The 15,569-nt window shown below is 63.0% G+C and carries 13 protein-coding genes; 3 read left to right on the top strand and 10 right to left on the bottom strand.

Annotated features, from left to right (window positions below):
• Positions 1 to 34 precede the first annotated feature (34 nt).
• The 9 genes from GSQ88_RS01020 to cysG form a co-directional block, all read right to left on the bottom strand.
• On the bottom strand, positions 35 to 1,084 hold the full coding sequence (locus tag GSQ88_RS01020; RefSeq protein WP_159005374.1) for a sulfate/molybdate ABC transporter ATP-binding protein: 1,050 nt from the start codon (positions 1,082 to 1,084) through the stop codon (positions 35 to 37).
• Positions 1,074 to 1,922, bottom strand: a complete 849-nt coding sequence (gene cysW, locus GSQ88_RS01025; RefSeq protein ID WP_246735016.1) for a sulfate ABC transporter permease subunit CysW — start codon at positions 1,920 to 1,922, stop codon at positions 1,074 to 1,076. Before cysW ends, GSQ88_RS01020 begins: the two co-directional genes overlap by 11 nt.
• A gap of 132 nt (positions 1,923 to 2,054) precedes the next feature.
• Positions 2,055 to 2,891, bottom strand: a complete 837-nt coding sequence (gene cysT / locus GSQ88_RS01030; RefSeq protein ID WP_174247883.1) for a sulfate ABC transporter permease subunit CysT — start codon at positions 2,889 to 2,891, stop codon at positions 2,055 to 2,057.
• A gap of 27 nt (positions 2,892 to 2,918) precedes the next feature.
• A complete protein-coding gene (locus GSQ88_RS01035; RefSeq protein ID WP_174247884.1) occupies positions 2,919 to 3,908 on the bottom strand; it encodes a sulfate ABC transporter substrate-binding protein in 990 nt (329 codons plus the stop codon).
• A 121-nt stretch (positions 3,909 to 4,029) separates the two neighbouring features.
• Positions 4,030 to 4,764: a phosphoadenylyl-sulfate reductase gene (locus tag GSQ88_RS01040; protein ID WP_174247885.1), complete on the bottom strand. Its 735-nt coding sequence runs from the start codon at positions 4,762 to 4,764 to the stop codon at positions 4,030 to 4,032.
• Complete coding sequence (locus GSQ88_RS01045) at positions 4,761 to 5,276, bottom strand: DUF934 domain-containing protein (RefSeq protein ID WP_159005377.1); 516 nt, start codon at positions 5,274 to 5,276, stop codon at positions 4,761 to 4,763. The genes GSQ88_RS01040 and GSQ88_RS01045 overlap by 4 nt, the downstream gene beginning before the upstream one ends.
• Positions 5,263 to 6,918, bottom strand: a complete 1,656-nt coding sequence (locus GSQ88_RS01050; protein WP_159005379.1) for a nitrite/sulfite reductase — start codon at positions 6,916 to 6,918, stop codon at positions 5,263 to 5,265. Before GSQ88_RS01050 ends, GSQ88_RS01045 begins: the two co-directional genes overlap by 14 nt.
• An 11-nt stretch (positions 6,919 to 6,929) precedes the next feature.
• A complete protein-coding gene (locus tag GSQ88_RS01055; RefSeq protein WP_159005380.1) occupies positions 6,930 to 7,247 on the bottom strand; it encodes a DUF2849 domain-containing protein in 318 nt (105 codons plus the stop codon).
• Positions 7,244 to 8,695, bottom strand: a complete 1,452-nt coding sequence (gene cysG / locus GSQ88_RS01060; RefSeq protein ID WP_159005381.1) for a siroheme synthase CysG — start codon at positions 8,693 to 8,695, stop codon at positions 7,244 to 7,246. Before cysG ends, GSQ88_RS01055 begins: the two co-directional genes overlap by 4 nt.
• Positions 8,696 to 8,838: 143 nt before the next feature.
• On the opposite strand from cysG, the gene cysD reads away from it, so the two are divergent.
• The 3 genes from cysD (at position 8,839) to GSQ88_RS01075 (ending at position 14,040) form a co-directional block, all read left to right on the top strand.
• On the top strand, positions 8,839 to 9,756 hold the full coding sequence (gene cysD / locus GSQ88_RS01065) for a sulfate adenylyltransferase subunit CysD (protein ID WP_246735017.1): 918 nt from the start codon (positions 8,839 to 8,841) through the stop codon (positions 9,754 to 9,756).
• A gap of 22 nt (positions 9,757 to 9,778) precedes the next feature.
• Entirely contained in the window at positions 9,779 to 11,695 is a 1,917-nt protein-coding gene (cysC, locus tag GSQ88_RS01070; RefSeq protein ID WP_159005382.1) for an adenylyl-sulfate kinase, read from the top strand.
• A gap of 182 nt (positions 11,696 to 11,877) precedes the next feature.
• The gene (locus GSQ88_RS01075) at positions 11,878 to 14,040 is read left to right on the top strand and encodes a malate synthase G (RefSeq protein WP_159005383.1); all 2,163 of its coding nucleotides are present in this window, start codon (positions 11,878 to 11,880) and stop codon (positions 14,038 to 14,040) included.
• Positions 14,041 to 14,137: 97 nt separating this feature from the next.
• On the opposite strand, the gene GSQ88_RS01080 is transcribed toward GSQ88_RS01075, so the two are convergent.
• The gene (locus GSQ88_RS01080) at positions 14,138 to 15,568 is read right to left on the bottom strand and encodes a c-type cytochrome (protein ID WP_159005385.1); all 1,431 of its coding nucleotides are present in this window, start codon (positions 15,566 to 15,568) and stop codon (positions 14,138 to 14,140) included.
• Between the last annotated feature and the right edge of the window lies 1 nt (position 15,569).

The following is a 15,569-nucleotide window of genomic DNA, read 5'->3' on the forward strand; positions in this document are numbered from 1 at the left end:
CTGAATGGTGAACGCGGGGGATTTTATCCGGCGGTCATTTCTGCGCGGCGAAAATGCGGTAACGGCGGGGCTGCAAGCCGACCATTTCCCCGGCCCGTAGTTCCCGGTCGCGGGGCGCGTCGATCTCGATCACGGTGTTACCCTCGCCCGCGGACAGCGCGACTTCCGCCCGCTGGATCGGCCCGAACGAACGGACATGGCGGACCGCCCCCTGCAGCGCACCGCTCCCCGGCGGACCGATCTGCATATCGTGGCGCCGGACGAACAGTTTGGAAGCGCCGGAGGCCGCGCCGTTGGCGCCGATATCCAGCGCGCTGCCGCCTAGCCGAACCGCGCCGTCGCGGACATCGACCGGCAGCACGATGGATTCTCCGATGAAGCCATGAACGAAGGCGGTCGCCGGGCTGTCATAGACCTCGCCCGGGGTGCCGATCTGTTCGATGCGGCCCTTGTCCATGACCACCACGCGATTGGCGACCTCGAGCGCCTCTTCCTGGTCGTGGGTGACGAAGATCGTCGTGACGCTGATTTCGGAATGCAGCGAACGCAGCCATTGCCGCAACTCCTTGCGGACCTTGGCGTCGAGCGCGCCGAACGGCTCGTCGAGCAGAAGGATGCGCGGCTCGATCGCAAGCGCGCGCGCCAGCGCGATACGCTGGCGCTGGCCACCGGACAACTGGCTCGGATAACGGCTGGACAGCCAGTCGAGCTGCACCAGATCGAGCAATTCCTTGACGCGGGCGCGGATGGTGGCTTCGTCCTTGCGAACCCCGCGCGGCTGCACCCGCAAACCAAAGGCAACATTTTCGAACACGGTCATGTGGCGGAACAACGCGTAGTGCTGGAACACGAAACCGACCTGGCGCTCGCTGGCGCCGCGCCCCAGCGCATCTTCCCCGTCAAACGAAAGCTCGCCGGAATCCGGCCAATCAAGACCTGCAATGATCCGCAGCAGCGTGGTCTTGCCGGAGCCCGACGGGCCGAGCAGCGCCAGCAACTCGCCGTTGCCGACTTTCAGATCGACATTGTCGAGGGCTGCGAAAGCGCCGAATTTCTTGACGATGTTTTTGACTTCAATGGTCACTTGGAGCCTGCCCTTCGTCGAGACGCCGCTCGAGTACGGTCTTCACCACCAGCGTAATCAACGCCAACATCGCCAGCAGCGACGCAATCGCGAACGACGATACGAACTGATATTCATTGTAGAGGATCTCGACCAGCAGCGGCATGGTGTTGGTCTCGCCGCGAATATGACCCGACACCACCGACACCGCACCGAACTCGCCCATGGCGCGCGCGTTGCACAGCAATACGCCATACAACAGGCCCCATTTGATATTGGGCAGGGTGACGCGGAAGAAGGTCTGTAGGCCTGACGCCCCGAGCGAGATCGCGGCCTCTTCCTCCTGCGTGCCCTGCTCCTGCATCAGCGGAATCAGCGCGCGCGCCACGAACGGGAATGTCACGAAAATCGTCACCAGCACGATGCCGGGGACCGCGAACAGCACATTGATATTGTGCGCCTGCAGCCACGGGCCGAAATAGCCCTGCGCGCCGAACAGCAGCACGAAGACCAGACCCGCGATAACCGGGCTGACCGAGAACGGCAGGTCGATCAGCGTGATCAGGAAGGTCTTCCCGGAAAAATCGAATTTTGCGATCGCCCAGGCCGCGAGCACTCCGAACACCAGATTGAGCCCGACCGAAATCGCCGCCACCAGCAGCGTCAGTTTGATGGCGGACCACGCTTCCGGCTCCGCAAGTGCTGCAAAATAAGCGATGAAGCCTTTGGAAAAAGCCTGCGCGAACACCACGACCAGCGGCAACACCACGAACACGGTCAGGAACGTCAGCGCCAGCACAATGATGACGAAGCGAACGGGACCCGGCTCGGTACGCGAGTTACTCCGTGCAATGCCCACAGTCGTTTTACGATTGCCAACGGGAAGCGCTGCGGAACTTGACCCCTCACCCGGATCGCTCACGCGATCCGACCTCTCCCGATGGGAGAGGTGAGCCGGGTCCGACGCGGTGATAATCGTCATCGCTCGGCCTCAATGCGTCGGGATGCGGGCTTGCGCCCAGCGTTGCAGGCGATTGACCGCAAAGATGATCAGGAACGATGCCACCAGCATGACGACCGCGATCGCGGTTGCGTCGGCATAGCGAAATTCGGAAAGCCGGATCACGATCAGCAGCGGCGCGATCTCCGACACATTGGGCAGATTGCCGGCGATGAAGATCACCGAGCCGTACTCGCCGACGGCGCGCGCGAACGCCAGCGCAAATCCCGTCAACAGTGCCGGAATCAGGCCCGGCAGGATCACGCGAAGCACCGTGTGCCAGCGGTTGGCGCCGAGGCTCGCGGCGGCTTCCTCGATTTCAACGTCGAGATCGATCAGGACCGGCTGAACCGTTCTCACCACAAAGGGAATGCCGATGAAAATCATCGCGACGAAGATTCCGACCGGCGTGAACGCGACCTTGATGCCGAGTTCCGCCAGCGGTCCACCGAGCCAGCCCTTTGGCGCGAACAATTGCGTCAGCGCCACGCCGGCCACCGCGGTCGGCAGCGCAAAGGGAATGTCGACGATGGCGTCGAACAGCCGGCGGCCCGGAAAGCGATAGCGCACCAGCGCCCAGACGATGATCGTTCCCATCACCAGGTTGACCAGCGCTGCGGCAAACGAAAGGCCGAACGAAATCTTCAGCGCGTTGAGCGTCCGCCTGCTGCTGACGATGCCCCAGAACTGCTCCGGTGAAAGTTCGAACGTCTTGAGAAACAGCGCCGCGAGCGGAATCAGGATAATGACGGAGAGCCAGGTCAGGGTCAGTCCCATGGTGAGACCGAACCCCGGCAGATTGCTGCGCCTTACCGCGATTACACTCACAATGTCCCCTGTTGGCCGCTGACTCGATCAGTTCTTGTAGATCTGATCGAAGATGCCGCCTTCGCTGAAATGTTCCTGCTGCGCCTTGGTCCAGCCGCCGAACACGTCGTCGATCGTAAACAGATCGACCTTCGCGAACGAGCTCTCGTATTCCTTGGCGATATCCGGATCGCGCGGGCGATAGGAATTGCGTGCGGCAATTTCCTGACCTTCCTTGCTGTACCAATATTTCAGATAGGCCTCGGCTACCCCGCGCGTGCCCTTGTTGTCGGCAACTTTGTCGACAATGGCGACCGGCGGCTCGGCGAGGATCGACAGCGGCGGCGAGACGATCTCGAACTTGTCCTTGCCGAACTCGCGTTGCGCGAGGAACGCCTCGTTCTCCCACGCCAGCAGCACGTCGCCGACGCCGCGCTCGACGAAGGTCACGGTCGAGCCGCGCGCACCGGTATCGAGTACCGGCACGTTTTGATAGAGATCGGCCACGAATTTTTTGGCCTTGTCGGCCGAGCCGAATTTCTTTTGCGCGTAGCCCCATGCGGCGAGATAATTCCAGCGCGCGCCGCCGGAAGTCTTCGGGTTCGGCGTGATGACGGCGACGCCGGGCTTGATCAGATCATCCCAATCCTTGATGCCTTTGGGATTGCCCTTGCGGACCAGGAACACGATGGTCGACGTGTAAGGCGAGGCGTTCAGCGGCAGCCGCTTCTGCCAGTCGGTCGCGACCAGGCCCTTGGCGGCGATGGCATCGATGTCATAGGCCAGCGCCAGCGTGACGACATCCGCCTGCAAACCGTCGATCACGGCGCGCGCCTGCGACCCGGAGCCGCCGTGCGACTGCTTGATCTCGACGCTCTTGCCGGTCTCCTTCTGGTAGGCGGCCGCGAATGCCTTGTTGAAGTCGACATAGAGTTCGCGCGTCGGATCGTAAGATACATTGAGCAGCGAGTAATCGGCAGCGAATGCCGAACTCGCCCAGAGCAATCCCGCGGCCACGATGAGAATACGGCGAACCATCTCAGACTCCATTCGGGCTGACGGCGGACGTCGCCACAGCATGCCGACATAACTCACGACAACGGCACCTCAAGTCAACGAAACGGCATTTCATTGTTTGCGGTAACGCAGCGTCGTTGTCCTAGGAAGGCTTCACCGTATGGATGCCGCATTCTGTCTTGGCGCGACCGCGCCAGCGGCCGGCACGCGCGTCTTCATCGGGCGACGTGCGGCTGCTGCATGGCATACACCCGACCGAGAGATAACCCGATGCGACAAGTGGATGCGGCGGCAGGTCGGCCTGCTTGTAAATCGCCTCGATCTCCTGCGGCGAGACGTTGGCGAACGGATTGAACTTCAGCCTGACGCCATCGGCTTCGACCACGGCCATCGTCGCGCGGGCACCGCCCTGAAAGCGCTTGCGGCCATTGATCCAGCCGCTGAACGGCGCCAACGCCCGCGCCAACGGCTCGACCTTGCGGATCCGGCAACAGGCATCCGGATCGGAGAACCACAACTCGCGGTCGGGATCCTCGCGCGACAAGTCCTGTTCCAGCGGCTTGATCGAACGCACATCGCGCAAACCGAGCTTTGCGATCAGCGTGTCGCGATAGGCTAGGGTTTCCTCGAACAGCCATCCGGTGTCGAGAAAGATCACCGGAATGGCCGGATCGACATCGGCCGTCACTTTGAGCAAGGCAGCCGATTCAGTGCCGAACGACGAGACCACTGCGAGACGTTCGCGGCCGACCGCCTGCAACGCCGCGGCGATGATCTCGGCCGGCGATGCATCACGCAACGCGCGGTCAAGCTCGTCAGCCGACGGCAAATCCGGCGGCGTGCGTTCCGCCGACAAGCGATGCGCTAGCGTGCTCACTGGCTGGCGCTCTCCGAATGACGCAACTGCATCCGCCGATTGAGCGCGGTGACGCGACCATCGCCGGTGGGCTGATAAAACACCGTGTAGCGCTTCACCGTCTCGGCGAAGGCGTCCGCGTCGGCGTCCTTCTTCACCTCGAAGGCGTCGAAGCCGGCGCGCAGCATGAACACGAACTGATCACGCAGCACCTGGCCGGTGGCACGCAGTTCGCCCTTAAAGCCATAGCGTTCGCGCAGCAGCCGCGCCTGGCTATAGGCGCGGCCGTCGCGGAACGACGGAAACACCAATGCGACCACCACGACCCGATCGAGATACGGCACGAGATCATCGAGATCGCGGTTGTTCGGCCAGATCACCCCGATTTTGTCGGCGCGCTGCGATAGCGTTTCGGCATTTTCGAGAAACCGCGCCGCCGGGATCAGGATCGCGCCGTCCTCGGGCAATTCGGCGCCGTCGGCCACGTGGAGGAAGATATCGGTGGCAATTCTGCCCTGCTTAACGAGTCGCATAGACACGCTCCTTGAATGGTTCGACGCCGAGGCGCTTGACCGTATCGACGAAGAGTTCTTCGGGACGGTCGCGCAGCGCCAGATAGGCCTCGACAATGTCTTCGATCACGTCGGCGACTTCGGCGTAAGGCACCGCGGGTCCGATCAAGGTGCCGACCTCGGCGTTCTCGTCGGCGCGGCCGCCAATCGTGATCTGATAGTATTCTTCGTTATTCTTCTCGACGCCGAGAATGCCGATATGCCCGACATGGTGATGACCGCAGGCGTTGATGCAGCCGGAGATATTGATGTGCAGCCGGCCGATCAGGCTGGCGGTGTCGTGGTTGGAAAACCGCCGCGTCAGCTCCTGCGCGATCGGGATCGAGCGCGCGTTCGCCAGCGAGCAGTAATCCAGCCCCGGACAGGCGATGATGTCGGTGACCAGATTGACGTTCGGGGTCGCCACGCCAATCCTGTCGAGCGCCTTCCACAGCGCCGGCAGATCGCGTTTGGCGACGTGCGGCAGCGCCAGATTCTGCTCGTGGCCGACCCGGATTTCGCCGAATGAATATTTATCGGCGAGATCGGCGATCGCATCCATCTGATCGGCGGTGGCGTCGCCGGGCGGGCCACCGACCGGCTTCAGCGACAGCGTCACGATCGAATAGCCTTGCACCTTGTGCGGGGTCACCGAATTCTTGCGCCAACGCTCGAACAGCGGATCGTGCGCCGCCTGTTTCAGCTCGTCAGGCATGTGCGGCAGCTTTTCGTAGGCGGGATACGAGAAGCGCGAACGGACTTCCTCGACGACGGAATTATCCAGCGTCAGCGCGCTGTCGCCCATCAGCTTCCATTCCTCATCGACTTCCTTGGCGAATTTTTCGATGCCGAGTTCGTGCACCAGGATCTTGATGCGCGCCTTGTAGATGTTGTCGCGGCGGCCATACTGGTTGTAGACGCGCAGGATCGCCTCGACGTAGCTCAGCAAATCGCGGCCATGGACGAACGGCTTGATGGTTTTGCCGATGAACGGCGTACGGCCGAGCCCACCGCCGACCAGCACCTCGAAACCGGTCTCGCCATCGGCGTTCTTGAGCAGGCGCAGGCCGATATCGTGGACCTTGATCGCGGCGCGGTCATGCTCGGACGCGGTGATGGCGAATTTGAACTTGCGCGGCAGGAACGAGAATTCCGGATGCAGCGTGGTGTATTGTCGGAGCAATTCCGACCAGATTCGGGGATCTTCAATTTCGCCGGGCGCGACGCCGGCCCATTGGTCCGAGGTGACGTTGCGAGTGTTGTTGCCCGAGGTCTGCATGGCGTGGATGCCGACTTCGGCCAAATCGGCCAGCGCATCCGGCAGATCCGCGAGTTTGATCCAGTTATACTGGATGTTCTGCCGCGTGGTGAAATGGCCGTAGCCGCGATCGTAGCGGCGCGCGACATGCGCCAGCCGCCGCAACTGCTTCGACGACAGCGTGCCGTACGGGATCGCCACCCGGAACATATAGGCATGCAATTGCAGATAGACGCCGTTCTGCAGCCGCAGCATCTTGAATTCGTCCTCGGTGAGTTCGCCGGAGAGGCGCCGCTTCACCTGATCGCGAAATTCCGAAACACGTTCGTTGATAAGCGTGCGGTCGAGTTCATCATATGCGTACATGATTGAGTGCCTTACGCCGGAACCGGAAGCTCGATGGTGAGGCCTTCCGACCGGATCTGTTCACGAAGATTGCCGGGCGCGATCTTGCCCGAATCCTGGATTTCGACCGGCGCGATATAGGCGCCGATCGCGCCGACATCGTCGGCGATCGCTTCGGTCAGCAACGCCCGTGCCTCGTCGGAGGTACGCACGATCGCGGCATCCGCCAGCTCCGCCGACCAGCCCTGATCGGCCGTGCGATAGATCACGATGCCATCCCAGGTGCGATTCGCGGTCACCATCGACGGTCCGGTGATTTTGATTTTCTTTTGTTCAAGCGGAGAGGTCATTCGGCAGCTTCCAATAGTTTCGAGATCGTCTGTGTGAAGTTCTGATCACGCCAATTCTGATCAAGCGCTGGCGCGGAATGCGCAACCACGTCGCCGATCACGAGAATCGCAGGACCGCGATCGACCCGTGCGACCAGATCGGGCAATTCGGCGAGGATTCCGACCGCCGCCTGCGCATCCGGCAGGGTCGCCCGCGCGAACACGCCGACCGGCGTTTGCGGCGAGCGGCCCGCGGCCAACAGGCCGGCGCGCACTGAGGTCGCAGCGGTCATCCCCATATAGACGACCACGGTCATCTTCTCGTCGGTCAGCGCCGACCAGTCGACCGCCTCGGCATCCCTGGCCTTGTGCGCGGTCAGGAAGGTGATTCGCAGCGCCTCATTGCGGAAGGTGAGCGGCACCTCGAATTGCGCCGCGGCGCCCAGCGCAGCCGTAATTCCCGGCACCACCGAATAGGCTATACCGGCCTGGCGCAACGCCTCGACTTCCTCGCCGCCGCGACCGAACACAAAGGCGTCGCCACCCTTGAGCCGCACCGCGCGCTGGCCTGATTTCGCCGCTTCGATCAGCAATTTGTTGATCGCATCCTGGCCGATACCGGGCTTTCCGACGCGGCGTCCGACCGGAATGCGCGAGGCATCGCGGCGCGCGCAATCGAGAATCTCGGGCGAGACCAGTTCATCGTAAAACACCACATCGGCATCCTGCAGCGCCCGCAACGCCTTGACGGTCAAAAGATCAGGATCGCCGGGACCCGCGCCGACCAGCGTTACCCGGCCTTCGGCCTCGCCCGATGCTGACGCACCGGCGAAAATCGTGGGGTCGGTGATGTCGGCGAGCGCCTGCTCGGCTTCCAGGTTACGTCCGGCAAGAACCAGCGCTCCGATCGGGCCATCGATGACGCGTTCCCAGAAACGGCGGCGCAGCGGCATCTGCGCGATGCGTCCGTTGATCGATTTGCGGAAGCGCCCGATGAAGGTGGCGAGATCGCCGATCCGCCCCGGCAGCATGGCCTCGATGCTTTCGCGCACCCGGCGCGCCACCACCGGCGATGTGCCGCCGGTTCCGACCGCGATGACCACGTCACCACGATCGACGATGGCCGGAAAAATGAAACTCGAATGCTCCAGGTCGTCCATGACATTGACGGGCAGGCCGGCGGCTCTCGCCCGTGCCGACATGGCAACGCCGACATTACCGGCGCCCGCGCACAGGATCGCAATCACCCCGTGCAGATCGGCGGCGAGCGGATCACCTGCGGCAAATTCGATCCGCGCCACCTCGCCGGCATTCAATCCGCTGACATCATGATTGCCGTCGGTGGCAAACCATCGGATGCGCGCGCCGGCCGCCGAAAGCACGCGCAATTTCGCCCGCGCCAGTTCGCCGCCTCCGACGAGCAGAACGGGTCCGGTTTGCAGATCGAGGAAGACCGGAAGGAATCGCATGCGAAACTCTCGTCCCCGACTTCTGGGGTTGACTGGAATTATTTTCTATATATGTGTCTTTCAGCGGCCGCAAAGAGAAAATTATTTCTTCTCTATCGCGCTGCAACTATAGAATTTCTACCTCCAAAGTCCAAGGTCTAGAGATGCATCTTCTCGACAACGATTCCGCGAAAGACCGGTTGCGTGGCGTGGACACTGTTAATGGGTCGGGGCTGCCGCCGCGTTCGGCGGATGCACGTCTCCTGACATCAACCACAGCCCCGATCAACGATCATCTCGATGCGCTCGAAGCGCAGAGCATCTACATTTTCAGGGAAGCCTTTGCTCGGCTGAAGAAGCTGGCGCTGCTGTGGTCGCTGGGCAAGGATTCCAACGTGATGATCTGGCTGGCGCGCAAGGCCTTCTTCGGCCGCGTGCCGTTTCCCGCGCTCCACGTCGATACCGGCAAGAAATTTCCGGAGATGTACGCATTCCGCGATCGCTACGGCAAGGAATGGGAACTCGATCTCAAGATCGAGCCCTGCCCGCCGATCGACGCCGTCGATCCGACCTTGCCGCCGGCCGCGCGCTCGGCCGCGCGCAAGACCGAAGGACTAAAACTAGCGCTGACCAAATACGGCTTCGACGGTCTGATCGCCGGCATCCGGCGCGACGAAGAGGCGACGCGCGCCAAGGAACGCGTGTTCTCGCCGCGCGGCACCGAAGGCGGATGGGACGTGCGCGACCAGCCGCCGGAATTCTGGGACCAGTTCAACGCCTCGCCGCCGCCCGGCGCGCATTTGCGTATTCACCCGATCCTGCATTGGACCGAAGCGGACATCTGGGCCTACACGCAGCGCGAAAACATTCCGATCATCCCGCTGTATCTCGCCAGAGACGGCAAGCGTTACCGTTCGCTGGGCGACCAGGACATCACCAATCCGGTGGCGTCGACCGCCTCCAACATCGAAGAAATCCTGATCGAGCTCAACGGCACCAAGGTGCCGGAACGCGCCGGCCGGGCGCTCGACCACGAGACCGAAGATGCCTTCGAGCGGCTGCGTGTCGCCGGCTATCTCTGACCAACATATAGCGAGGCGTCAGATGAACATGCTTGTCCCCACCGCGATCCCCACGACACCCAACGGCACCACCCGTCCGCAGGTTCGCATCGTCATCGTCGGCCATGTCGATCACGGCAAGTCCACCTTGGTCGGGCGCCTGCTGTTCGAAACCGGCAGCCTGCCCGAGGGCAAGCTCGAGATGCTCAAAGAGGTCAGCGCGCGTCGCGGCATGCCGTTCGAATGGTCGTTCCTGCTCGATGCGCTGCAGACCGAGCGCGACCAGGGTATCACCATCGACACCACGCAGATCAGCTTTCGCACACGCTCCCGCGACGTGGTGCTGATCGATGCGCCGGGCCACGCCGAATTCCTGCGCAACATGATCACCGGCGCCTCGCAGGCGGACGGCGCGGTCCTGATCATCGATGCGCTGGAAGGCGTGCGCGACCAGACCAGGCGGCACGGCTATCTGCTGCATCTGCTCGGCGTCAAACAGGTCGCCGTGGTCGTCAACAAGATGGACCGGGTCGATTTCAGCGCGGCGCGCTTCAAGGAGATCAGCGACGAGATTTCGGCGCATCTGATCGGCCTCGGCGTCACGCCCAAGGCGATCATTCCGATCTCGGCCCGCGACGGCGACGGCGTTGCCGCGCGCACCGCGAACATCCAATGGTATGACGGCCCGACCGTGGTCGAGGCGCTGGATGCGCTGGAGCCCGCCCGGCCGCTGCAAGCGCTGGCGCTGCGGCTGCCGGTGCAGGCGATCTACAAATTCGATGACCGCCGCATTGTCGCCGGGCGTATCGAATCCGGCAGCCTCTCCACCGGCGACGAGGTCGTGATCATGCCGGCGGGCAAGATCGCAAAGATCAAGAGCGTCGAGAGCTGGCCGGTTACCCCGGTCGCGGGCCTCCAGGGCGCGGGAAGCTCGGTCGGCATCACGCTCGATCGCGAACTGTTTATCGAACGCGGCGATGTGATCGCTCATATCGGCAGCACGCCGCGCGACACCCGCCGGCTGCGCGCGCGGATCTTCTGGCTGCACGACACCCCGCTGGTGACGGGCGCCTCGATTTTGATCCGTCTCGGCACGCGGGAAACCCGTGCGACCGTGGTCGCGATCGAAAAGGCGGTCGATCCCGGCGAACTCTCCAGCGTCGAGACCAAATCGATCGCGCGCAATCACGTTGGCGAGATCGACATTTCCCTGGGCCGGCCGCTGGCGGCCGATGCCTATACCGACAATCCGCGCACCGGACGGCTGGTGATCGAGGTCAATGGCCGGATCGCCGGTGGCGGCCTGGTGCTGTCGGTCGATGCCGGTCAGCGCGCCGTTCCGGTCGATATCGTACCGGTGGAGTCAGGCCTACGCGACGACGAACGCTCGGCGCGTTACCGTCACAGCGGCGCGGTGGTGTGGCTGACGGGGCTGCCGGCTTCCGGGAAATCGACGCTGGCGCGGGCGCTGGAACGCCGGCTGTTCAGCCAAGGCGGCTCGCCAATCCTGCTGGACGGCGACACGCTGCGGGCCGGCCTCAATAGCGATCTCGGTTTCTCCGCGCAGGACCGCGCCGAGAACATCCGAAGGCTGGCCGAAATCGCCACCCATCTGGCGCGCAACGGGCATATCGCCATCGTCGCCGCGGTCTCGCCGTCGGCGGACGACCGTGCCGCCGCGCGCCGTATCGCCGATACCGCGTTCCGCGAAGTTTATGTCGCGACCTCGGCGGAAGTCTGCGAAGGCCGCGATCCCAAGGGCCATTACGCCAAGGCGCGCGCCGGTTCCCTGCATGGCTTTACCGGCATCGGCAATGACTACCAGCCGCCCACCGCCAGCGAGCTTTCGATCGACACCTCGGCGCGATCGGTGCCCGAGGCGATCGACGAAATCGAGCAAATGTTGATCAAAACCGGCATTGTGTTCGGCGAACCGGTCGATTTGGCCGCCAACATCTAGGCCCGCCCAAGCCGGCAACGGTCATTGTTTGCGCAATCGGCGCCCTTAAAGGCCTTCTCAGGGCCGGGGCTTTGGCGCTAAAAGAGGCTTGAACGCCGCCCTCGCGGCGTGATCTCTTTTTGCCCTGAAAACGGCTAGCCCTGAACCAGCGTGTAACTGCCGCTGCTCGCGAGAGTTTGATAATGAATCGCATCGATGCCCACGGACTGAAGATCGCCCCCGTCCTGTTCGATTTTGTCGCCAAGGAAGCTACCCCCAAATCCGGAATTTCCGCCGACGCGTTCTGGGCCGGGCTCGCTGCCATCATCCGCGATCTGGCTCCGAAAAACCGCGATCTGCTCGCGGTGCGCGATGCGTTGCAGGCGAAAATCGACGGCTGGCATCGCACCCACAAGGGCAAGCCCTTCGACATGAACGCCTACACGGCGTTCCTCAAGGAGATCGGCTACCTGCTGCCGGAGCCGGCAACACAGACCGTCAAGACCGCCAACGTCGATGACGAAATCGGAAAGATCTGCGGACCGCAGCTGGTCGTTCCCCTCACCAACGCACGCTACGCCCTGAACGCCGCCAATGCGCGCTGGGGCAGCCTGTATGACGCCTTCTATGGCACCGACGCGATCCCGCACGACCCGAGCGAGAGCGGCAAGGGCTTCAACAAGGCCCGCGGCGCCAAGGTGATCGCGAAAGCCAAGGCGTTTCTCGATCACGCCGTGCCGCTGGCGACCGCAAGCCACACCGATGTGACTTCCTACAGCGTCATCGCCGGCCAGCTCGCCGTCAAACTGAAGAGCGGCAACGCCACGGCGCTGAAGGCCAACGCGCAGTTCGCGGGCTATCAGGGCGACGCAGCCCATCCAACCGTGATCCTGCTGGTCAACAACGGCATGCATATCGAGATCGTGATCGATCGCACCCACATCATCGGCAAGGACGATCCGGCCGGCGTCGCCGACATGATCCTGGAATCCGCAGTCTCGACCATCCTCGACATGGAAGACAGCGTCGCCACCGTCGATGCCGAAGACAAGGTGCTGGTCTATCGCAACACGCTGGGCCTGATGGACGGCACGCTGTCGGCTGATTTCGACAAAGGCGGCAAGACGCTCAAGCGCGCGCTCAACCCTGACCGCGTCTACAAGACGCCCGACGGCAAGGAGCTCAAGCTGCACGGCCGCAGCCTGCTGCTGATGCGCAATGTCGGCCATCACATGTTCACCGACGCCGTGCTCGACGGCAAAGGCGAGGAAATTCCGGAAGGCATTCTCGACGCCGCGGTTGCCGGCCTGCTCGCGATCCACGATCTCAAGGGCGATTCGAAGACCAAAAACAGCCGCACCGGTTCGGTCTATATCGTCAAGCCGAAGATGCATGGTCCGGACGAGGTTGCGTTGACCTGCGAATTGTTCGGCCGGGTCGAGCAGATGCTGGGCTTGCCGGAAAACACTCTCAAGGTCGGCATCATGGACGAGGAACGCCGCACCACGGTCAACCTCAAGGCCTGCATCCAGCAGGCGCTGGAGCGTATCTGCTTCATCAACACCGGCTTCCTCGACCGCACCGGCGACGAGATCCATACCTCGATGGAAGCGGGCCCGATGATCCGCAAGAACGACATGAAGGCGCAGCCCTGGATCAAGGCCTATGAAGACTGGAACGTCGACATCGGCCTGATCGACGGCCTGCCCGGCCATGCCCAGATTGGTAAGGGCATGTGGGCCGCACCGGACAAGATGGCCGACATGCTGACGCAAAAGATCGGCCATCCGCAGGCCGGCGCGACCACCGCCTGGGTGCCGTCGCCGACCGCGGCAACCCTGCACGCGCTGCATTATCATCAGGTCAATGTGCAGGCGCGCCAGCAGGAGCTGAGCAAAGGCGGCCCGCGCGCCAAACTGAGCGACATCCTCACCATCCCGGTGTCGCAATCGAACTGGGCGCCCGACGATGTGAAGCAGGAGATCGACAACAACTGCCAGGGCATCCTCGGCTATGTCGTGCGCTGGATCGACCAGGGCGTCGGCTGCTCCAAGGTGCCTGATATCCACGGCGTCGGCCTGATGGAAGACCGCGCCACCTTGCGCATCTCGGCGCAGCATCTGGCCAACTGGCTGCATCAGGGCGTCATCACCAAGGAGCAGGTGATGGAGTCGCTTAAGCGGATGGCGGTCGTGGTCGACGGCCAGAACAAGGGCGACGCGCTCTACAAGCCGATGGCGCCGGGCTTCGATGGCGTAGCCTTCGAGGCCGCCAGCGACCTGATCTTCAAGGGGCGCGAGCAGCCGAACGGCTACACCGAATACATCCTGACCGCGCGGCGCCGCGAAGCCAAGGCAGCGGGCTGATAGCTACATATCTCAGATAGAAAAAGCCTCGGCGCCTGCCGGGGCTTTTTTTCGTTAGGGCCGTTGTCCGGCCGGTATCCATTGTTCCGGATCGCAATCACGCGGTTCTCCGCCGGCGCGCAGCCCTGAAGATCAGAAACAAGACCAACAGCAGCAATACGCATGCGGCCGCAGCGACGCCGATCTGCGCCAGCAACACCAGCGACGACGACGGGCCGCCTTGGCGCACCACGGCGACATCGCCTCGCGAGACCGTCGTGCCCGCGCGGCCATATTGCTGGAACACGTAATTGGCGAGCAGGACAATTTCGTTATCGTTGAACTGGCTGGGGTCGGTCTTATGACCACCGAAGCCCGGCATATAGGCCTGCCCCGAAGATATCTTGCGGTCCACGCCGTAGAGTATAGTTGCGATCAGGTTGCTGGAATTGGCCGCGCCCGTCACCGAATTGTGGAACAGGCTGGGATAATAATCGTCCTTGCTGCCTTGCCCGCGCGAGGCATGACACGATGCGCAGTTACTCAGGAATAGTTCTGCGCCAGTCGGAGATGTACCGGTGTCGGATCGGATTCCGTTGGCGCCTCGGAGCGTTCCGAGCATCGAGCCGGCGGTGCCGTACCCGAAGCGCGACTGGCTATCCGATCCATCGTGAACCGCCGGAATCGCTCGGATGTAGGTCGCAATCGCGGCGACATCCGCTGATGTCAGGTACTGAAAACTGTGTTCGACCGCCTCGCCCATGCTGCCGGCAGCCCGCGCCTTGGGCGGCAGCGATCCGGTCCGCAGGTACTGGACAAGCTCCTGCTGCGTCCAACTGCCGATTCCGCTTGAAGCATCCGAGGTGATATTGGGCGCAAACCACGGACCAACCTGGCCGCCGGCCAGATTCGAGCCGGACAGTTCCTGCATCAAGAAGCCGCGCGGCGTATGGCAGGTGCTGCAATGCGCCGGCCCGTTGGCGAGATAGGCGCCGCGATTCCAGTCTGCCGACTGATGGGGATCGGCGACAAAACTCGCGCTGGAGAGGAACAGCAGATTCCAGCCGATCATCGACGCCCGGATGTTCATCGGGAACGGCAGCGCGGTGCGGCGTGGCACGAGGTCCACCGCCGCCACGCCATGCCGGAAATAATTATAGAGGTCGTGGATATCCGCGTCGGTCAGCAACCGGTACGATGTGTAGGGCATCGCGGGATAGAGATTGCCGCCGTCTTTTCGGACGCCGCGGCGAACCGCGCGCGCAAAATCGACTTCCGAATAATTCCCGATGCCGGCGGATGCGGACGGGGTGATATTGGTCGAGAAGATGGTGCCGACTGGAGAGGCGATCGGCAGGCCTCCCGCGAACGCCAGGCCGCCAGGCGCGGTGTGGCAAGCCGCGCAGTCCGATGCGGTGGCAAGATACGCGCCGCGCTTGATCGAGTCGGGATCGACGCCATTGGGTTCAGCCGCCAAGCAGGCCGACATCGTGCCGACGGCCAGAAGCAAAACGACTGCTACCACGAAGGGACGTGCGAGACGGGTCATG

The sequence above is a fragment of the Bradyrhizobium sp. S69 genome, assembly GCF_009766005.1.
Lineage (GTDB): Bacteria > Pseudomonadota > Alphaproteobacteria > Rhizobiales > Xanthobacteraceae > Bradyrhizobium.